Source organism: Legionella navarrensis, assembly GCF_052527415.1.
The window spans coordinates 69,768-89,327 of sequence record NZ_JBNVZR010000004.1; the positions used below are offsets into that span (position 1 = coordinate 69,768).

Below are 19,560 nucleotides of genomic sequence, written 5' to 3' on the forward strand. Positions count from 1 at the left end.
GTGGTGAACACGGCTCAATGGCTGTCTATAAAACTGTGGCTTATCTTTCTCGTCGCGCTGCTCTCCAGCACGTTCGCTGTAGCGGCGTCGTCCAGAGAAACAGATAACTCCAGCAAACTCATTGAGTATCTGGCTCAGGAAAAAATCAATCTGACTCTGGCCATTAATGAACTGAAACAGACGCCAGAGCCGGCGAATCAGGCAGAATACCTCAAATTAGTGCAGCAAAACGAAGCCCAGACCGCTCTCCTTCTGGCGAAGACCGCCAACTTTGAAAGCTTCATGGTGAATCAGAAAAAGCTGCAGGTTGATTTCAGTCTGCGCATTAAACAGCTGCAGCAGTTCCCGGCTGCGTCATCACCGCAGATAAGCGCCCAGGAAAAAATTGAGCGCATTAATACCCTCAACGAGATCAATAAAAAAACCATTGAGCTGATTAATGAAAATCTGGCTTTAACCCAGCATTATCGCGATTTGCTAAAAGATCAGCGTCAGATGCTTGATTTGTGGCAGTCTAAACGACAGTTGCGCGAGCAGCTGAATGCTTTGCATGCTCAGGAAGACAAATTAAATGAATCTCTGCGCAAACTCTATGAGAACAGTCTGCGCCTGCAGCAGGAGATTAAAGTAGCAGCCGGGTTTAAATCCACCTATTCTCTGGAAGCGAGATTGCTGCTTAACAACCAGGTGATTAATCTGACCCAGCACAAAGTGGCTGAACTGAATCTGCAAAGAAAACTCGCTAAAGCAGACTATCTGCTGTTAAAGGCGCCAGACATTCGTACACTGCAGACCGTTACAGATGTTTATAAGGATGTCATCAACCAGCTGTCTGACATGGAACAGTCGCTGAAAAACATGCTGCGCGTATTGAAAAACGAGCAACGCCATATCAACGATCCAGGTCTTAAACAGCAGTTTGATTCGCTGACGCGAATCATTAACACGCGTATTGCGGGCATCGGCATACAGGAACAGACCTTGCAGGAGGACCTGGAAAACCACCAGCAGGAATTGAAAAAACAACTGTCTGTCAGACAGAGTCTCTCAGAATATCGTGTGGACTTATGGCCTGTTATCTTTAACCAGTTCGCCCAGATTCCTGCACAGTTTTACAATTATCTCAAAGCACTGGCCATGAAAGTAAGGGATAACTATCTGTGGCAGGACCGCCTGTCGGCACTGCTGATTTGGGGCGCTTTTATCCTGGTTGGTGTGGGCCTGTTCAGCCTTAATATTTTTTTGAAACGAATGACTCAGGAAAAGGAACGCTCGCGCCTGTCAGCGCATTTATACGATGGAGCCCTGAGCATCCTGAGTCGCAACATGCCCCATCTGGCCGTGACCGGCGCCTTACTGGTGCTGTTTTATGCCAACCAGATTCCCTTTACAAACTATCGAATGCTGCTGGATCTGGTGCTGGTCTGGCTGACCTTCCGTTCGATGATCCTGGTCGCAAGACTCGGACTGATGGAACGTCTGAGCGATTCATCGGGCATTGATGTCCGTCTGTACTATCGCTTGAAATGGCTCATGCTGACAGGTGGCTGGATCACCGCCTTTATGGTGATCAGTCATCAGCTGCCGTTGTCTCTCCTGCTGCAGGATATCTTTAACCGTCTGTTTATGCTGTTCCTGCTTGCTGTGGCTATTGTGGTCTGGAAAAGTAATGATGTGATTATTCATATTCTCCATCCGCTGATGAAGGTAAAAAAGCGTTATCTGCGCAATGCGGTCATGCTGCTGGTCAGGCTGGCGCCGCTTAGTCTGTTTTTGACAGCGGTAATCGGTTTGATTGGGTATATCAATCTCGCCTGGACCATGAGCAGTTACATTGTTCAGATTCTCTTGATCATTTCAGCCTATGTGCTGCTGCGTGGCCTGTTGCTGGATGCCCTGGACCTGATGTCCGAGTGGATGATTTCGCGTTTAAATAACGGCTGGTTATGGATTGAGGTTCTGTTAAAGCCTCTGGATAAAATTCTGCGTGTGTTGCTGGTGATCTTTGCCTTGTTTGTCTTGTTTCAGGTGTTTGACTGGCATGCTGATTCCTCCGTGGTCACCAAATTGAAGCAGTTTGCCGAATACGGCCTGATTAATATTTCCGGTGTTCACATTACCATCACGAGCATTATTGAGTTTTTCATCTCGCTGTCGGTGGTGATCTGGGCGTCCAAATGGACCCGTGAATTTTGTTTTCGCTGGCTGTATCGTGACACGGCCGATGCGGGTATTCGCAACAGCCTGTCCGTATTCACGCAGTATGCGGTTATTCTCTTAGGCGGTTTTATAACCCTGCGCATCCTTGGCCTCGATTTCAGCGGTATGTCGATGATTTTAGGTGGTCTGGCCGTTGGTATGGGATTTGGCCTGCGTGATTTTGCCAGCAACATTGTCGGTGGCTTGATGCTGCTGATTGAACGGCCTGTGCGAGAGGGGGATTTGATTACCCTGGGCGGCTTTGAAGGGCGCGTAGCGCATATTGGCATTCGCTCCATGCGTGTCTCATCCTGGGATAATATGGAGGTTTTGATCCCCAACGCCGAAACATTTAACAAACCCTTCACCAACTGGACCCATCAGGACAGTATTATCCGTACAGTGATACCGATTAAAGTCAGCCGTGATGATGATCCCTTAATGATTCAGCAATTGATCCTGGACGTGCTGGCCATTATTCCAGAAATTGTGCCGGAACCGCCGCCGCAGGTATTCCTGAAACAGATTGACGATGCGCTGCTTGAGTTTGAAGTACGGTATTTTATCAATATCGCGCTACACACACGCTTCGAAGTTCGTTCCAAGGTATTATTTGCCGTTATGGCACAATTCAAGGCGGCCGGCGTCAAGGCACCGGTTCCTCCTATCAGTGTCGAATTCCCGGAAGGTAAGCATGAGCGCGCACTCAGCCATTTTGACGCCGACCAGTGAGAACGAACTTCTGGAGCGCTGCCGGGCCATCGAGGGCCTGAGTTTTGCTCAACTGGCTTCTTTAACGAAATGTCCAATTCCAGCACTGAAAAGCAAGCGAAAGGGCTGGGCCGGACAGGCGCTTGAAGTAGCTCTTGGTTCTACGGCTGGCACAAAATGTCTCCCCGATTTCCATCATCTGGGTATCGAGTTAAAATCCATTCCACTGAATGAACGTGGCAAACCGGCTGAGTCTACCTTTGTCACAAGCATCCCATTATTGAGTATTCATCATCAGACCTGGCCTGAATCGCAATGTTTTCAAAAACTGAAGCGAGTGCTCTGGCTGCCCTTGGAAGGAGACAGACAGATTCCCTTTGAACACCGGCGAATAGGTCGAGGATTACTCTGGTCCCCTAATGCTGAAGACGAGCGGATACTGGCCAACGACTGGCAGGAGCTATCGTGCATGATCGGCATGGGGCGACTGGAAGAAATTGATGCGACCATGGGCGAGTATTTACAGGTTCGACCCAAAGGCGCTAACGCGCGCTCTTTGTGTTATGGTTTCGACACGGAAGGAAACAAAGTGCTCACCCTGCCCAGGGGCTTTTATTTGCGCAGTCGATTTACAGAAAAACTGCTCATGCCTTGATGAGCCGACAAAGCGGGAGGTAGATTTGTCTTTCATAAACAAGCAGAAACCCATATATAAAATAGTTATGGCAGGGTATGCCAATACAGGGAAAACCGCCTTACGCCGTCGCTATGTTGATAATGTATTTTCCGAGTCAGCCAATTATCAGGCAACCATCGGTCTTGATTTTTCAGTCAAAACAATCCAGCAGAGTGACAGTTTACTGAAGCTGCATATTTGGGATCATGGAGGCTGTGAGTTATACCACGACCTGTGTATCCCTTTGTTTCATCAGGTTGATGCCTGTATCGTCAGTTTTGATTTGTCCTCGAGGCAATCGTTTGAAGACATCTATCCGTTTATGAAAAGGATTATTAAACCCTATACACCTTCCTGCACCATTATTCTGGCCGGGAATAAGCGGGATAAGGGCAGAGCAATTGAGCCTGAACGGGTGCACGAGTACATCGAAGAGTGGAATCGGGCTTATCCTTCACACCGGATTCATCAATACGTGGAGAGCAGTGCGAAAACGAATCGTCATGTGACGGAGATGTTTAATGAAACCATCCGCGCTATAACCCGCGCCAGTGACATGGCTTTTCCTGCTGAGCCGTCAGAGCAGGAATTCAAGTCACGTTTAACGGCAGCCTTCGAGGCGCGAATGGCAGCTGATCGTGCCCGCTATTGTGGGTTGTATCGATTCTTTGTGCGCTCGCGCGTTGAAAATCGTCTGCATACGCTCAGTGTTTCAGATTTTATTCAGCATGCGAGGCGTGCTGATAACCGCAGCCGGGCTGTGTGTGTTGAGCTGGGGTGGCTTGACCGGAATGGTGGATTAACCGAAAACACTCCCGGATTAAACTAAAGCCTGTCCCGGATTACGGCGGCGCCCAATCCGGGCTACAGTATGAGCGGGGTGAATTAACCGAGTAGCCCGGATTAGCGCCAGCGTAATCCGGGGGCATGGCTACCCACTACCAGCGTCTGAGCGCCTGCTCAACAGCCAGTGATAATGCGCGGTGAGCCTCGTCCGTTGGATGCAGGCCATCGGCAAATATATAACCTGTTGGTGTACCTGGAGGGCAGAGAATAGCCGAGGGAACAGCACCACAGGCAGGATCAGTGTAATTAGTAAAGTAAAACGCCTGACCGTCAACCATGTAAGGCTTGCCAGCTATCGTGCTTTCTATCACATCATCCACAATCCCATATACGTTGACGTATAAAACCTTAACGCCGGTTGATGCAATAACCTGCCCAAGCTTTTGGTTCAACATGGAATTAAAGGTAAAAGACAGGGTTTTCATGCTGGCTGGAAGGCCGGGAACATTCATTCCTCGAATGAAAGGTGTGTAACCCAGATTCGGCAGACTCATCACTACCACCTGTTCTGCACCATGTCGGCTTAACAGCGCAACCTCGTTCGCGATATTCGTTGAGGCTATGTCGGCGGTAACCAGTAAGTTACATTGCTGAGCTGCTGCCGGGGGAAGCTGGCTGCATTGGGGCGCGATGGCTGGCGTCGTTAAGGTAGTCAGAAAATCGTTGGCACCTGACCAGATAAAATACACCGCATTTGGATCAAGTGGTGTACCCGCTGTTGCCAGAAAGTTTTGTATCTGAGCGTGCAGTGACGGCGCCCATTGCAGATTAAAGCCACCGGAGTTGGTGGTACTGCCACCAGCCGCGTAATCAATACCCATCAAGGTACCTGATACAGGCCCGACCCCAGGTGGATTGCTGAGAGGCGTGGTGTTATTGGTGATCAAATCAGGAGGATTTGGAAATGGATAGCTTCCCGATTCAAAATCCGGCAAAACGAACCCCTTGATATCCCTGGCCAGATACTGTGACCACGTAAATCCACCATAGGTTGTAAATGTTGGTGCCTTACCATTGGGCATGCTAGAGCTCACTAACGGCAGATAGTTATTAAAGCCACTGTCGGTAAGACTGTCCCCAAAAAAGTAGAGCTGTGAAATTTTATCCAGCGGAATGGCCTGAGCCGTGTGGCAAAGGCCCAGACTCATGATTGCTGCAGCGGTCAATGCTCCGGCTTTCCGTCCCTTGCTGGTAATCATCGATGATAAATTATGCAACATGCTTTCTTCTCCATGAAATTTGTTAGAATTTGTAACGCAAGGCCAAAGCGACAACATCAGCATGCCCTTTGTAATTGGCGTGAACCTGATTAATCTCCAGAGGAGCCGGGTTTTCCGGGTTCGTGCCAGAGGCCTGCGTCACGTTAACAACCTGGTTTTGCATGAAGATATGCGCGTAAGCACCATCTATCGAGATTTTTTTGTTGACAACATAACTGGCGCCAACATTAAGCCATACGCGGTTTGCATCAGGAATGCGAGGATCGCGATACGTATCAGATGTAGGTGTCTGATCATAGGCAAGCCCACCTCGAAACGTCCAGAGAGGCGTCGCATGGTATTCAGCTCCCAGAGAGCCAAACCAGGCGTTTTTCCATTTCAGAGGAATCGTGCTGTTGGTTGCAAACGCTTCCGGCATGTCGATGCTGAGCTGTTGAATCGTACTCCAGAAATTAAGCTGAGCGGTTGCCTTAAGCGTCCAGTCTGCCAGATCATGGGCCGCGCTCAAGGTAAGAACATCCGGCGTTTTGAGATGCCCGAAAACCGATGTTTCTGCGTTGAAGAGAAAATCAACCGAGGGAGCAGGGACGGTATTTCCTGGCGATGTGTATTGTTGGCCATGTCCTCTCAGATTATCAGAAACAGGGGAGCGATATCCCAGGCCAATACGCGTTTTTTCATCTGGTTTATACAGCATACCCAGCGTAAAACCGAGGCCCCAGTTATTGGCTTTGAGGTAGGTAGGATTCGTTGCTGAAATCAGATTATCAATGGGGGCGTAGCCTGTGTATGGTCCGTTGAAATTGGAAAAAATAACGCTCGTATACTGAGCCTGCACACCGGCACCCAGTGACAGTTTGTCATTGACCATGTACGCCAGAGCCGGATTGATGTTAATGGTTTTAATAGAGCTGTAATCCGCGGCAAAACGCAGCACAGAATCATTAACATAATTGGTTTTTAAGCCAAAGGGCCCGACAAGAGCCAGTCCACCTACGACTTTGTCCGTGAAGCGCCAGCTGACATAGGCATCGGGGACAAAGGCTGACGGTGATATATTATTTTGGTAAGTCTGCCCCTGAACAACAGCAGAAATGCTGCTGGGTGGTAAAGTGCCGGGAACATTAACCGTGTGTACGGCTGAGCCATTAGACATGGAAATAGACGGCATGATTTCACTGGCGCCGATATAAGCCTGGTTTTCAGTGAGTGTTGCAAGCGTTGCCGGGTTAATAAACATCGCGGATACGTCATCGCGTGCCGCTGCTGCTCCGGCCAGGGCATCACCCTGAAGACCCGGACTTACTTCATTAATCTGAAATCCAGCAGTATACGCAGGCAGACAGTACATTGCCTGTAGAACAAACAGAGCAAGGCATGTTTTACGCGGTTGATTTGGTAGATAACCCATTGTGCTCGCCTCCTTGGCATTGGTTTTAAACTTTCCGTGTAAAAAATCCTATCCAGATTATCATGCAGTCAGCGAATTTACGAGCTATGGCTATATCATTACTCACAAGACTGACAACTATTTTTCGGCCAAATAAAGTCGTTCCCGCGAAGGCGGGAATCTATTTATAATCAGGTAAAGTGCTCAGGTAATGGATGGATTCCCGCTTTCGCGGGAACGACACACAGTTTTTTAGAGACTTGTGGGTAATGACAGGGCTATGGTATGTAAATATCTCTGTAAATCTGATATACTACCGGGTTAATTTAATTGCAGGAGTTTCATATGGCCCTTACTATTATTCAACAGGCACTTACCTTCGATGATGTGCTGCTGATTCCTGCCCATTCCCTCGTGTTGCCAAAGGAAGTATCCTTAAAAACCCGTCTGACCAACGAAATTGAATTAAACATACCCTTGTTGTCAGCTGCCATGGATACCGTTACCGAAGCCCGACTGGCCATTGCGATGGCGCAGGAAGGCGGTATAGGCATAATTCATAAAAACATGAATATACAGGCGCAGGCAAATGAAGTCCGTAAAGTGAAAAAATTTGAAAGCGGCATGGTCAAGGATCCAGTATACGTTTCGCCGGATTTGACGGTTCAGGAGCTGCTGGACGTGATGACTCATCATAATTTTTCCGGCGTACCCGTTGTGGATGGCGATAATCTGGTGGGCATTGTAACCAGTCGCGATATCCGTTTTGAAACCAACCTGTCTCTGCCCGTATCCGCCGTCATGACGCCACGTGAGCGTCTGGTGACAGTGAAAGAGGGTGCCGGGCGCGAAGAAATCCGCAGTCTGCTGCATCGACACCGTATCGAAAAGCTGTTGGTGGTGAATGATGCCTTCCATTTACGTGGACTGATTACCGTTAAAGACATACAAAAGGCAAAGGAAAATCCGTTTGCCTGTAAGGATGCTTCCGGGCAGCTGCGCGTCGGTGCCGCTGTTGGTGTAGGTGAGGGGACAGACGAGCGGGTCGAAGCTCTGGTAGATGCCGGCGTGGATGTTCTGGTTGTTGACACAGCCCATGGTCATTCTCAGGGCGTATTAAACCGCATTAAATGGGTTAAAAAGCACTATCCACACGTGCAGATTATCGGCGGTAACATCGCAACAGGCGCGGCAGCCCGTGATCTGGTGGAGGCGGGTGCCGACGCGGTCAAGGTAGGTATAGGGCCAGGCTCGATTTGTACCACACGCATTGTAACGGGTGTAGGTGTTCCCCAGATTTCTGCCATTGCCAACGTAGCAGACGAACTAAAGGGCAAAGTACCTGTGATTGCAGACGGCGGAATCCGCTTCTCGGGGGACATCTGCAAGGCGCTGGCAGCTGGTGCGAATACTGTCATGCTCGGCAGCATGTTTGCCGGAACAGAAGAATCTCCAGGCGAAATTGAGTTATACCAGGGGCGAACCTACAAGGGCTATCGCGGCATGGGCTCAATTGGTGCCATGGCTCAATCACAGGGCTCCAGCGATCGTTATTTCCAGGATGCCAGTCAGGGTATGGAAAAACTGGTACCGGAAGGTATTGAAGGACGCGTACCTTACAAGGGTATGGTACAGAGTATTATCCACCAGATGATGGGCGGCCTGCGTTCCTGCATGGGATATACCGGATGTAAAGATATCAGCAGCCTGCATGAAAGCGCACAGTTTGTTCAGGTAACCAGTGCTGGCATGAGCGAATCCCATGTCCACAACATCAACGTGACCAAACAGGCACCAAACTATCAGGTGGACAATTAATTATGATGAGCAACATGAAACGTAACCCTTTGCTGATTCTTGACTTCGGATCACAATATACCCAGTTAATTGGTCGACGCGTCAGAGAAATGGGTGTTTACTGCGAAATTCATCCCTTTGATTTTTCCCAGGCTGACTTTGAGGCCCTGGCTCCCTGCGGCATTATTTTGTCTGGTGGCCCGGCAACGGTGACGCTGGAAAGTAACCCTCGCGCACCTGACTGGGTCTTTAGCTGCGGCCTGCCTGTTTTAGGTATTTGTTATGGGATGCAGACCATGGCAGTACAGCATGGAGGTGAGGTGCAGTCATCTTCCATTCGTGAGTTTGGCTATGCTGAGCTGCGTCTGCATGGCCACAGTCGCCTGCTGGAAGGGATAAGCGATCGCGTTGACGAGGCGGGGCAGGATCTGCTGGATGTATGGATGAGTCACGGTGACAAAGTGACCCGGTTACCCCAGGGTTTTGACGTTATCTGCGAAACCCGCAATGCGCCGATTGGCGGCATGGCCAATGAGGCGCGCCGCTGGTACGGCCTGCAGTTTCATCCGGAGGTCACGCATACCAGACAGGGTCTGCGTATCCTGCAGCGGTTTGTGGTTGATATCTGCGAGGCCTCTACAGACTGGACCGCGCATAATATTGTTGAGCAGGCAATTGCTGATATTCAGAGACAAGTGGGCAGCGAACAGGTACTGCTCGGCCTGTCCGGCGGTGTGGATTCTTCCGTGGTAGCCGCACTACTGCATAAAGCGATCGGTGAACAGCTGATTTGCGTATTTGTGGATACAGGTCTGCTGCGCCTGAACGAAGCGGATCAGGTGATGGCGATGTTTGGTCAGCACATGGGGCTGCGAATTATTGTTGTTAATGCCGAAGACAGATTTTTGAAAGCTCTGGAAGGAGTCGATTGTCCGGAGAAAAAGCGCAAAATTATTGGGCATACGTTTATTGAGGTGTTTGATGATGAAGCCTCGCGTCTTTCAAACGTAAAATGGCTCGCTCAGGGAACAATCTACCCAGACGTAATTGAGTCCGCCGCCACCAAAAACAAGGGCGCCGGTGAAGTGATTAAATCGCATCACAACGTAGGCGGGCTGCCGGATACGCTGAATCTTAAATTACTGGAGCCTGTTCGCGAGTTGTTCAAGGACGAAGTACGCAAAGTCGGCGTTGAGCTGGGTCTGCCTTTTGACATGGTTTATCGTCATCCGTTCCCGGGGCCAGGTCTTGGTGTTCGTATTCTTGGTCAGGTGAAAAAAGAATATGCAGACATCTTACGTCAGGCTGATGCCATTTTCATTGAAGAGCTGCATAAAGCAGGGCTGTATCATAAGGTCAGCCAGGCCTTTGCGGTGTTTTTACCCGTTAAAAGTGTGGGGGTCATGGGGGATGGTCGTCGTTATGATTACGTGATTTGTCTTCGCGCAGTCGAAACCATTGACTTCATGACAGCGCATTGGGCGCATCTTCCCTGGGATTTTCTTGGTCATGTGTCGAACCGCATCATCAATGAAGTACAGAATGTGTCCCGTGTAACCTATGACATTTCAGGCAAACCACCCGCGACTATCGAATGGGAATAAGCGACACAGACTGGATGCAACTTGCCCTCGAACAGGCACTGCTGGCGAAACAGGCTGGCGAGGTGCCTGTTGGTGCGGTTTTGGTTGATTCAAACGGGCACTTATTGAGTTGTTCTTATAACAAGGTCATTACGCACAGCGATCCCTGCGCACATGCCGAAATCCTTGCCATTCGAGAGGCCGCTGCCTCCACCGCTAATTACCGTCTGGAGGGGTGCACTTTGTACGTCACGCTGGAGCCCTGTGCCATGTGTGCTGGTGCCATCGTTCACGCACGTCTGAAACGTCTGGTTTTCTCCTGCCGGGATTTTAAAACAGGCGCAGCTGGCTCGGTTCATAATCTGCTGCGCGGTTTTCCTTTGAATCACCGGGTGCAGATTGACGAAGGAATCCTGCAATCTGCCTGCGCAGACGTGCTGACAGATTTCTTCAGGGCGCGCCGAAGCAATTGATAGATTATTTTTACTATGAAGAGAAGCATGCCAGACAGTGAAAAAATAAGTACTTATGCCGAACAACTGGACTTTATTTTTGACCAGTATCAATCCATCGCCCACAGTGACCCCCATCAACTCAGGCGGGCGCTGCCCGGCAAAGAGCTGTGGCGATTGTTTATTGACGGTAACAAGCAGAAAAGTGGTCGTGGCGTGCAATTGGACACCTACATAAAACCCAGACCATTCTGTTTTGGGTTGTTCCATTTCAGTCCGCAGGAATACACGGTAAAAGAGTACATTGAACGAATTGAGAAAATCAGATACGACAAAAAATACGGTTATGTTGGAAGCCAACTTCTGATCATGCTTTACAACTTCCAGTGGATCTTGACTGAAGAGGAATACAGCCAGTTTACGCTACTGGATCTTCTCAAAATGGATAAAGGCTGGATTCCGTTTGAACGAAATGAAGCAGGGTATATCCGAGCGATGGGTTTGGGTTTTCATGCTGTTTGTCGAACTCATGAACCACTTACGGTAGAGTTTATTAAACAATTACATAAACTGGCTACGAATAATGTGGAGAATACGGCATACAATAATAAAGGAGAACATGATAATAATAATGGTGAATTCAGACTCCTCTCTGGTGTTCATTATCCCTTGGGAAAAAAAAATGCGACTGAAAAAGGGCTGTTGGAATTTATCAGAAAGATAAAAAAAAATCATCAGGATACTGGCAAAAACGACCTCTATCTTATGGAAGCAAATTTTCTCGCAGAATTTCATTACAATGGAAAATGCCTTGCATTAATTGAAAATCTATCGGGAAAAACGGAGCTTGACGAGCTGGAACTGTGTACCTTGTTCAAAGAATTCGTTATAGCGGGAAATGAACAGCGTGTGGAACAGTTTATACCATATATTAAAAAATTATTACTCGCAACCAGCGAATCGGAACTGGCTGCAACGTTCTTTTCTGAAATATGCAGCAATCAATCCTGGTGGTATCAGGAAAGCAATCAACCGGATGAAACGAATCGTGATTTGAGCCGGCAAATGCAGGAATTACTGGAGCAATATCAGGAAGATATCGTTGCAACGGATGAACCTTTACGTAAATTGCAAATTATTATCCGGTATATTCAATCATGCGAACAACTGCATCCTTTTGCTGATGGTAATTGCAGAACGTTTTGCATCTTGTTGTTAAACCATTTATTAATTCGAAATGGATTCCCGTTTGTCATTTTAAATGATCCGAATACGTTCGATATGTTCAGCGAAAGCGAATTATTACAGAACGTTCTGGATGGCATGAAAAACACGTTCACCCTGTTGCAAACCGGAGCATTGTTTCATGTTTCAACGGATGCCATCTTGTCTGCTCTGCATAGCAAACCGTGTTTTGCCCCGGCATTGGCCTATTTTAACGACGTCGTTCAAGCGGAATGTATAGATCGGACACGTGCGGACAACAACCCGGCGTCATTAGCGCCCGTATTCAGCAGTATTTAAAACCGTGCGGTCAAATGAGCGACTCCAGTTTTTTGCAATCGGGGCATAACCCGTAAATGGCGAGAGCGTGATCGGTCATTTGCTCAAATCATTCAAAATGAGATGCGCAGAAAATGGCAATTGTCGTGGAGATCTTTCAGTTTTCTTCGCCAACACTCGCCAAGACGGATTGTCACAGGTATTCATTTTAAAACTGATGGGCTGGCGCTTTGGTATCGCTAAAGCCATGTTCAGTCATGGCGTCAATGACTTCTTGTCGAAGTTGGTTCGTGTAATACGCAAAACTTGAATGATCATGAACGTATGAAGCGAAAAAAACGAAAGCTCTTAGTGGCGCAGAATGAGTAGTTGGGTTTTGTGTCGCACTCAATAGCTCGGTAAACGTACGAGATGCTTCAATTCTGGCGAGAGCTTCTTTTAACGGATAATACCCCACTCTTTGCATGGGCCCGCCTTCTATTCCAACACTATGGACACATGGTGGAATGGTCAAAGCCAGGCGTCTTAATACCTTCAGGTTAGCAGAATCTGCCAGTAAGCTGATTAATACCTCTGATTCAGATGGGGAAGAGCGGTGCATATTAACTCCTTTTACATATTTTCTGGATTGCGAAACAGATAATATCGTCTTATTGGTGAGATCACAACAGCCATTGTTATCGTGCTTAATCATCCCTCGGGATGTCCGGAGCCGAGTAGAGATGACGTTGCTACGATATTGAGAACAAGCGAGGCTCTTTCATGGTTTTAAATTAAATTGATTGATCAATTTGTTGTGGGCAAGGGCGAAATCACGTCATTAGGCCTGGCGCTCCGGAACTTGCGCCCTGATGCAAAATTCATAAATATTGTTTAACCCAGCGAACGATATCTTGAGCGCTCATCACCCCTGAGTGTCGAGCAATCTCTTTTTCATGTGAAAAAATCATTAAAGTGGGAATACTTTGAATTTGGTAGCGAGCAGCTAACGCTTGTTGTGATTCCGTATTGATTTTAACAAACCTGACTTTTGGCTCTAGAAGCGTTGCAGCCGCTTCAAAATAAGGTGCCATCATTTTACATGGGCCACACCACTGCGCCCAAAAGTCAACCAACAATGGGATATCGTTCTTTTTGAGATGAAGATCAAAAAGTACTGTATCTAAAGAAACAGGTTTTCCATCAAAGAGTGCTTTTTGACACTTCCCACATTTAGGATGCTCGGTTAATCGTGATGAAAGCAAACGATTTGTTGTCTGGCAGTGAGGACAAACAATATGGATTGAATCAGTCATTGTTCTTCTTATTAATTAATTAATAGCAAAAAGGCTTATTACAAGTTACTTTGTATTAAAGATAAGCTCTTTATACAAAGTAACCTAAAGCGCGTCAGTATCTTAACAAGTACACCTTATTTTACTTTATTTTTTAAAGCCATGCAGTGGGTAACCACAGCAGAAGAGGCTTTTGCGTAGTTACTTCCCGATCCTAATGAAACTTCTGAGCTCATCGATTCACCTTTATCTGCGCGCTGTACAATAGAACCTGCTTCTTTATGAAAATCAGCATGGGCTTGCTTGAGCATCCCAAATTCCGGGTGCGTTGCATATACGGCTGAGTCAGAAGAGTGTAACCACTTGCCGAGATCGCATTTATTATCTGAAGATACCTCCGCAGAGCTTAATGACTTATCAGGCTTATTAATATAAGTAGTTAGCTTCATTTTCCATACCGCATGCGCTTTAATTGCATCGCCAAAATTCATCTTACGCTCCTTGTTGTTTATCCACAGTATAGACTACTTAATAAATTTCTTTAAAATCAGTTCGAGAGGACAAAATCCTGTAAATCCACTTTGAAAAAGATTGAGTCCCACAAACACAGTAAACCATAAAAAAATGAACATTAATAAATACTGGACTGGTACTGTTTCCATTTAATTTTGACCGGTAAAATATTGTACGCGATACTTATCTATGTCGTCCCCGCGCAGGCGGGGATCCACTTCTATCAAGGCACAATGCCAGGTTATGAATGGAAATAGTGCTGGCACCATGGACACTTGGTGGAATGTTCAAAGCAAGGAGTCTTAATTCCTTTTGTTTAGCATAATGGGGTTCTAGCCCGGAACCGTCGAAATTTCCGGATTAATTTTAGTCACACTTTTCTTTTTTGAGGCATCAACGATTAATAGCAGGTGTTGGTTCGCTACATTCCAGAACATTATTGATGCGCCCGATATTATAACGAAAGAATCGATTCGCATGTACGTTATTTCTCTCGCAAGTGAATGTATACGTAGTAGGACTTTCGAGCGTTCTTCCGCAGACGCGCATTTTGATGCGATCGGATGTGATTTTTGTACAGAACATGTCATTAAGGTTGCTATTTGATTCGCGAAATAATTGACCTAATGATATATGTCTTTTGTTAACAGGTTTGCTAGAGCTTAACCAATTTGCTTTTACTGTACCCTCTACCAATCCTGTCTCGTCAAGGCCGTTTGGACATTGACTCCAGTCAACCAGTCTCACAATACCTGCCGCCAACAGAGTAAAAGGCGTGGCGGCAATTGCAGTAATAGCCGAAATCAGAAATCTTGGAACAATAATCATTCTGTTCAGAGCGTATGCCAGAATCGCCAATGGTAGACGCCAAAGACTACATGACGTCCCCCACAGATGCACTTCGGAACGTGCTAGAAAAGCGGTGATCCCTAAAGTTGCCCAATCAAACAAACCCATTCTGGCTTCTCTTTTGCTCGTATATATATCTCCATAAAATACAGAAAAAGTGTCACGCCATTTTTCAGGGAAACTGGTGCGAAGGGTTCGGGCATGAGGATGGATTCTGCTTTCATATAAAAAAGAGAACGGGTTAACACGCATGGGGAAACTCCTTCGGATTTATGGCAGACATTTTATGCGCATAAGCCACACCTGCCTGCAAAGCGTAGCGTCCTATGTTCTTAAAACTCAGGGAAAAATATCATATTAGGAGGCTCAGATGCAACCCGTTGAAATTTCCAGACAACTTTACGAGATGAGACTGATGTTGACCGATAAGACTGGCGTTTTGATAAGACTGGCGTTTTATTGGTGAGATCATAACGGCCATCGTTATCGCGCACAATCATCCCTCGGGATGTCCGGAGCCGAGTAGAGATGACGTTGCTTCGATATTGAGAACAAGCGAGGCTCTTTCATGGCTTTAAATTAAATTGATTGATCAATTTGTTGTGGGCAAGGGCGAAATCACGTCATCAGTGTTTAAAAAATTCTCTACAGAACAAATAACCGCGAAAATGAGCCAGAAAAAAACTTTTGTTATAACAGAAAAGAACCATATTATTGGCACAGCAAGTATTGAGAGATCTGGTACGCAGAGTTTTATATATTACAGACTAAGGAGTAGGGATGAAAGTAAAAGCCGCCATTGCATTTGAAGCTGGGAAGCCCCTGGAAATTGATTTTGTCGAGCTAGACGGACCTCGCGAAGGTGAGGTACTGGTTGAAATAAAAGCGACCGGTGTGTGTCATACCGATGCCTACACTTTGTCTGGTCAGGATCCAGAAGGTTTATTTCCTGCTATTCTAGGGCATGAAGGGGCCGGTGTGGTGGTTGAAACAGGACCGGGCGTCACCAGCCTGAAACCAGGTGATCATGTGATCCCGCTCTACACACCCGAATGCCGTCAATGTGAGTATTGCCTGTCGCAAAAAACCAATCTCTGTCAGGCTATCCGCAGTACCCAGGGCAAGGGGCTGATGCCCGATGGCAGCTCACGCTTCCGTCTCAACGGTCGAGCCATTCATCACTACATGGGCACCTCAACCTTTGCCAATTACACAGTGTTGCCGGAAATAGCGCTGGCCCGCGTCAGAAAAGACGCTCCCTTTGAAAAAATCTGCTATATCGGCTGTGGTGTTACCACAGGTCTTGGCGCTGTGCTGTTCACGGCTAAAGTGGAGGCGGGCAGTACGGTTATTGTGTTTGGGCTTGGAGGAATCGGCCTGAATGTGATTCAGGGCGCCCGCCTCGTAGGCGCCAGACGGATTATCGGCGTCGATATCAATCCCAATCGTATCGAACTGGCCCGTAAAATGGGCATGACCGAGTTTGTGAATCCCAATGACGTAACGGGTGATTTGGTGGCCCATCTGATTGAGCTCACTCAGGGTGGTGCAGATTACACTTTCGAATGCGTAGGAAATGTCACGCTGATGCGTCAGGCACTTGAGTCCTGCCACAAGGGCTGGGGCGTGTCTACAATCATTGGCGTGGCTGGTGCCGGCCAGGAAATTTCTACACGACCTTTTCAACTGGTCACGGGACGAGTCTGGCAGGGATCCGCTTTTGGTGGTGCACGCGGACGCACCGATGTACCAAAAATCGTCGACTGGTATATGGAGAATAAAATTGCCATTGATGACATGATTACTCACACGCTGCCCATTGAACGCATTAATGAAGCCTTTGATTTGATGCATCGTGGTGAATCGATTCGTACCGTCGTTCATTTTTGATCCATAGCGCCCGCCTGCCGTGCTTTATGCGCGGCATCCCGCGGAGCAATGAAGTATATCAACCCAGATTTTTATCTCACATTATTTGCTCACATGGCAGACAATCCGCACTCGCAATTGACCATAATGTAGTCAATTGGCACTGAGTAGATTATAATTATTAAAAAAAGCCTCTCGTTGAAGGCATACAGACAACACCAGTATGGCTGAGGATAGATTTATGTTTAACGAAGAGAATGCGGATCTTTTGCAAAGATACCTTACCCGAATTGAAAATCATTTCGAGCTTAACATTGATGGTAAATCAATTGAGGCGGATGAACTTGCTCTGACTCCCATGGCAAAATCTCTCTTTCTTGCAGCTGAACCCGGGCAGGGTTTTGTTGGCATTGTGCATTTAAATAAAAATACCGAGGGCAGGTATGAAATACATCTGTTGCCCTCCGCCAACACAGGTGATGGGCTTCCTGAAACAGACCGGCATGGTAGAAAACTGCTGCGTTCAAGAGGGGCCCTGGGCAAAGGCGGGCATAATATTCATTTGCAGGCCGTTCTGGAACTGGGATTATCAAGTTCATACAATCAGGGCAGACTATTGGGTTTCGGGATTTGGAAATCCGGTTGTGCCGTCAAATTCCCCACGTCTCTGCCATCTGCCAATGGCTTGATCCCTGATGAATATCACATCATCAGGGAAGGGGAGCATTTGCGTATTTATTATGCCGAATCCAGCCGCGAAACAACGCTGCTTGAGCAGGAGACGCCCGTCAACAAAGCGCTCTACCTTCTGATTACTAATCTTTATAAGACTGCCGGACCGGATGGCCCGGACGATCAGGCAAAAAGAAAAATCATGCGGATCATTCGCCACTATCATCAGCGCGATCAGCGCCAAAGCCCTATGGAGCAAATACAGTTTCTCTTGTCGTCTATTACGGAAGACAGCTTACAGAACGAGGCATCGGGCATTAAGCATATGCGCATCAGCTCTACCAGCCTCAATGACGGTTCTACCCCTAAAAGAGGTGAGTTTACCGGGGGTTGCCGCTATGACGATATCTATCTGAAGCGCATGGAAATCCAGTTGGTAGAACATATTACGCATCTTAATGAAATACCAAGAGAGTTACCCCATTCTGTGGCGCAGTCCATTCTCAACCGTATCCAGACCGAACTTGGCGGAGATTCGCCTTTATCCAGTCTGCTTCCTGCTGCCAGCTGGGGACACAAGGAAGCTGAAAGCCATTTGCAGGCGCATCCTGTCGAAGGATTACTGGAGTACGCCAGAATCACCGGTAACCGCGCGCTGCTGCTGGCAATTCGGGAAGCATACCCGGAACTTGAATCAGCATGGCAGCATGGCACTTTTGTCAGCAATCTGATAAGGAACCTGTTTATACCACCACTTCCGAACACAAATAACGCTGAGCTGCGGCAGATCAGGGCAGGAATCCTGTCATCCCGCATGAGTATCCTCCATGGCCTGATTGAGTGTGGTGAAGATCCGAATATGCTTTTTCGTTCTCTTATCAACGCTTTTTTTTCCTCTGCAGACTCAGTTGATAAAATCATGGCTTACAGGGAGGTTATCGCTCTGCTGTTGAGCAAAGGAGCGAATGCCGAGGATATTTCGTGGGCATGTCACCTGTCTTCCGAGATGGTAGCTGCACTGGTTGAAGCCGGCATGCCGCCTCAGTCTGTCTTGAATCGTTTCCTCAGTCAGATTAATTTTGATGCCCATGATACCGCCATGATGAATAGTTTTCTGACGACATTTACGTATTTGACAGCGCAGGGCGCCAATACTGAAACGGCTCTGTATCACTGTAATGCGGACAGAGAGTGGCTGGTTCGATTTCTTCTTGAACGGGGGGCTCGCCCTGATGTTTTTATCCTGGCAGAACAGGGATATGTCGATCTTCTTAAACAGGCGATTAGCCAGGCTCCCCCTGATGACACAGTAAAACAGACTCTTATGACCATAGCCGCACGACAGAATCAGGCTGATGTAATCCGTGCACTGTGTCAAATGCAGTGGAATCCTGATTTACCCGATTCAGACGGTGAATATCCGGTCATGACAGCGATAAGATATGGGAAGACGGAGGCCTTAACGGCGCTGATTGAGTCTGGAGCGAATCTGGACATCAGGGATAAATCAGGGAATTCACCCGCCACACTGGCTGCACTGAAAGGCAATTCCATCCTCTTAGAGCAGCTTGCTCAGGCCGGTGTTGATCTGTCTGTCCCAGACACAAACGGCTTTACTCCCGTAACAGCAGCAGCATCACAACGCCAGTTTATGGTTCTGCTGTGCCTGCGCATGCTAAAAATAGACCTCATGCAACCAGACAGCAGAGGGCGAAGCCTGGGCGAGATAGCATCAGAGCTGAACGACTCCAGCCTGCTGAGCTTACTGCCCCAGGAATCCCAGGCGGCCAGCTCAGACAAAGTATTTACAACAGGCAACATGAACATGCGATTTTTTAAAAACAGCCGAGACAGCAGGTCTGATTTGGATGATGAATATTTAAATTTTATTGATAAAAAATTCCGGGATTTTTAGGGGTGATGGCAATTAACCCTGGCGTGCCGAATGGTTTAATAATGCACATAAATTTAAGCAAGAACTGTAGCCCAACATGGAATTGGCACCC

Annotated in this window: 18 protein-coding genes; 11 read left to right on the plus strand and 7 right to left on the minus strand. The window is 47.5% G+C overall.

What is annotated here, in order from left to right:
• From ACQUTA_RS04035 to ACQUTA_RS04045, 3 genes are read left to right on the plus strand one after another with little or no spacing between them, the layout of a single operon-like run.
• Positions 1-2,931 carry a mechanosensitive ion channel family protein gene (locus tag ACQUTA_RS04035; RefSeq protein ID WP_444986919.1) on the plus strand — a complete coding sequence of 977 codons (2,931 nt, stop codon included), beginning with the start codon at positions 1-3 and terminating at the stop codon, positions 2,929-2,931.
• On the plus strand, positions 2,894-3,565 hold the full coding sequence (gene mutH, locus ACQUTA_RS04040; protein ID WP_444986920.1) for a DNA mismatch repair endonuclease MutH: 672 nt from the start codon (positions 2,894-2,896) through the stop codon (positions 3,563-3,565). The genes ACQUTA_RS04035 and mutH overlap by 38 nt, the downstream gene beginning before the upstream one ends.
• A gap of 25 nt (positions 3,566-3,590) precedes the next feature.
• Positions 3,591-4,415 carry a Rab family GTPase gene (locus ACQUTA_RS04045; protein WP_444986921.1) on the plus strand — a complete coding sequence of 275 codons (825 nt, stop codon included), beginning with the start codon at positions 3,591-3,593 and terminating at the stop codon, positions 4,413-4,415.
• A gap of 109 nt (positions 4,416-4,524) precedes the next feature.
• Here ACQUTA_RS04045 and ACQUTA_RS04050 read toward each other — a convergent pair whose 3' ends face one another.
• Both ACQUTA_RS04050 and ACQUTA_RS04055 read right to left on the minus strand, forming a co-directional pair.
• Positions 4,525-5,652: an SGNH/GDSL hydrolase family protein gene (locus tag ACQUTA_RS04050; RefSeq protein ID WP_444986922.1), complete on the minus strand. Its 1,128-nt coding sequence runs from the start codon at positions 5,650-5,652 to the stop codon at positions 4,525-4,527.
• Between the two features lie 22 nt (positions 5,653-5,674).
• Positions 5,675-7,063 carry an OmpP1/FadL family transporter gene (locus ACQUTA_RS04055; protein WP_444986923.1) on the minus strand — a complete coding sequence of 463 codons (1,389 nt, stop codon included), beginning with the start codon at positions 7,061-7,063 and terminating at the stop codon, positions 5,675-5,677.
• A 324-nt stretch (positions 7,064-7,387) separates the two neighbouring features.
• On the opposite strand from ACQUTA_RS04055, the gene guaB reads away from it, so the two are divergent.
• The 4 genes from guaB to ACQUTA_RS04075 all read left to right on the plus strand — a co-directional run bounded on the left by guaB (position 7,388) and on the right by ACQUTA_RS04075 (position 12,398).
• Positions 7,388-8,860: an IMP dehydrogenase gene (gene guaB, locus ACQUTA_RS04060; RefSeq protein WP_444986924.1), complete on the plus strand. Its 1,473-nt coding sequence runs from the start codon at positions 7,388-7,390 to the stop codon at positions 8,858-8,860.
• A 2-nt stretch (positions 8,861-8,862) separates the two neighbouring features.
• Positions 8,863-10,443, plus strand: coding sequence for a glutamine-hydrolyzing GMP synthase (gene guaA, locus ACQUTA_RS04065; RefSeq protein ID WP_444986925.1), 1,581 nt, complete (start codon positions 8,863-8,865; stop codon positions 10,441-10,443).
• Positions 10,434-10,895 carry a tRNA adenosine(34) deaminase TadA gene (gene tadA / locus ACQUTA_RS04070; RefSeq protein ID WP_444986926.1) on the plus strand — a complete coding sequence of 154 codons (462 nt, stop codon included), beginning with the start codon at positions 10,434-10,436 and terminating at the stop codon, positions 10,893-10,895. Before guaA ends, tadA begins: the two co-directional genes overlap by 10 nt.
• 156 nt (positions 10,896-11,051) lie before the next feature.
• Positions 11,052-12,398: a Fic family protein gene (locus ACQUTA_RS04075; RefSeq protein ID WP_444986927.1), complete on the plus strand. Its 1,347-nt coding sequence runs from the start codon at positions 11,052-11,054 to the stop codon at positions 12,396-12,398.
• 187 nt (positions 12,399-12,585) lie between these two features.
• Here the strand turns inward: ACQUTA_RS04075 and ACQUTA_RS04080 are convergent, their stop codons facing one another.
• Positions 12,586-13,071, minus strand: a complete 486-nt coding sequence (locus ACQUTA_RS04080) for a hypothetical protein (RefSeq protein ID WP_444987010.1) — start codon at positions 13,069-13,071, stop codon at positions 12,586-12,588.
• Here ACQUTA_RS04080 and ACQUTA_RS04085 point away from each other — a divergent pair.
• Complete coding sequence (locus ACQUTA_RS04085) at positions 13,060-13,149, plus strand: hypothetical protein (protein ID WP_444986928.1); 90 nt, start codon at positions 13,060-13,062, stop codon at positions 13,147-13,149. The genes ACQUTA_RS04080 and ACQUTA_RS04085 overlap by 12 nt on opposite strands.
• Before the next feature lie 88 nt (positions 13,150-13,237).
• Here ACQUTA_RS04085 and trxC read toward each other — a convergent pair whose 3' ends face one another.
• From trxC to ACQUTA_RS04105, 4 genes are all read right to left on the minus strand, one after another.
• The gene (gene trxC, locus ACQUTA_RS04090; protein WP_444986929.1) at positions 13,238-13,672 is read right to left on the minus strand and encodes a thioredoxin TrxC; all 435 of its coding nucleotides are present in this window, start codon (positions 13,670-13,672) and stop codon (positions 13,238-13,240) included.
• A 116-nt stretch (positions 13,673-13,788) separates the two neighbouring features.
• A complete protein-coding gene (locus ACQUTA_RS04095) occupies positions 13,789-14,142 on the minus strand; it encodes a CZB domain-containing protein (protein ID WP_444986930.1) in 354 nt (117 codons plus the stop codon).
• A gap of 33 nt (positions 14,143-14,175) precedes the next feature.
• On the minus strand, positions 14,176-14,313 hold the full coding sequence (locus ACQUTA_RS04100; RefSeq protein WP_444986931.1) for a YgaP family membrane protein: 138 nt from the start codon (positions 14,311-14,313) through the stop codon (positions 14,176-14,178).
• A 244-nt stretch (positions 14,314-14,557) separates the two neighbouring features.
• Positions 14,558-15,265, minus strand: coding sequence for a hypothetical protein (locus tag ACQUTA_RS04105; RefSeq protein WP_444986932.1), 708 nt, complete (start codon positions 15,263-15,265; stop codon positions 14,558-14,560).
• A 233-nt stretch (positions 15,266-15,498) separates the two neighbouring features.
• On the opposite strand from ACQUTA_RS04105, the gene ACQUTA_RS04110 reads away from it, so the two are divergent.
• From ACQUTA_RS04110 to ACQUTA_RS04120, 3 genes are all read left to right on the plus strand, one after another.
• Entirely contained in the window at positions 15,499-15,591 is a 93-nt protein-coding gene (locus tag ACQUTA_RS04110; protein WP_444987004.1) for a JAB domain-containing protein, read from the plus strand.
• 202 nt (positions 15,592-15,793) lie between these two features.
• Positions 15,794-16,903 carry an S-(hydroxymethyl)glutathione dehydrogenase/class III alcohol dehydrogenase gene (locus ACQUTA_RS04115; RefSeq protein WP_444986933.1) on the plus strand — a complete coding sequence of 370 codons (1,110 nt, stop codon included), beginning with the start codon at positions 15,794-15,796 and terminating at the stop codon, positions 16,901-16,903.
• Positions 16,904-17,123: 220 nt separating this feature from the next.
• Entirely contained in the window at positions 17,124-19,469 is a 2,346-nt protein-coding gene (locus ACQUTA_RS04120; RefSeq protein ID WP_444986934.1) for an ankyrin repeat domain-containing protein, read from the plus strand.
• Positions 19,470-19,560 lie beyond the last annotated feature (91 nt).

Excerpts from the sequence above, each read along its gene's own strand:
- mutH (WP_444986920.1), top strand. The coding sequence starts at position 2,894 with ATGAGCGCGCACTCAGCCATTTTGACGCCGACCAGTGAGAACGAACTT.
- ACQUTA_RS04050 (WP_444986922.1), bottom strand. The coding sequence starts at position 5,652 with ATGTTGCATAATTTATCATCGATGATTACCAGCAAGGGACGGAAAGCC.
- ACQUTA_RS04055 (WP_444986923.1), bottom strand. The coding sequence starts at position 7,063 with ATGGGTTATCTACCAAATCAACCGCGTAAAACATGCCTTGCTCTGTTT.
- guaB (WP_444986924.1), top strand. The coding sequence starts at position 7,388 with ATGGCCCTTACTATTATTCAACAGGCACTTACCTTCGATGATGTGCTG.
- guaA (WP_444986925.1), top strand. The coding sequence starts at position 8,863 with ATGATGAGCAACATGAAACGTAACCCTTTGCTGATTCTTGACTTCGGA.
- tadA (WP_444986926.1), top strand. The coding sequence starts at position 10,434 with ATGGGAATAAGCGACACAGACTGGATGCAACTTGCCCTCGAACAGGCA.
- ACQUTA_RS04080 (WP_444987010.1), bottom strand. The coding sequence starts at position 13,071 with ATGATTAAGCACGATAACAATGGCTGTTGTGATCTCACCAATAAGACG.
- trxC (WP_444986929.1), bottom strand. The coding sequence starts at position 13,672 with ATGACTGATTCAATCCATATTGTTTGTCCTCACTGCCAGACAACAAAT.
- ACQUTA_RS04095 (WP_444986930.1), bottom strand. The coding sequence starts at position 14,142 with ATGAATTTTGGCGATGCAATTAAAGCGCATGCGGTATGGAAAATGAAG.
- ACQUTA_RS04100 (WP_444986931.1), bottom strand. The coding sequence starts at position 14,313 with ATGGAAACAGTACCAGTCCAGTATTTATTAATGTTCATTTTTTTATGG.
- ACQUTA_RS04105 (WP_444986932.1), bottom strand. The coding sequence starts at position 15,265 with ATGCGTGTTAACCCGTTCTCTTTTTTATATGAAAGCAGAATCCATCCT.
- ACQUTA_RS04115 (WP_444986933.1), top strand. The coding sequence starts at position 15,794 with ATGAAAGTAAAAGCCGCCATTGCATTTGAAGCTGGGAAGCCCCTGGAA.
- ACQUTA_RS04120 (WP_444986934.1), top strand. The coding sequence starts at position 17,124 with ATGTTTAACGAAGAGAATGCGGATCTTTTGCAAAGATACCTTACCCGA.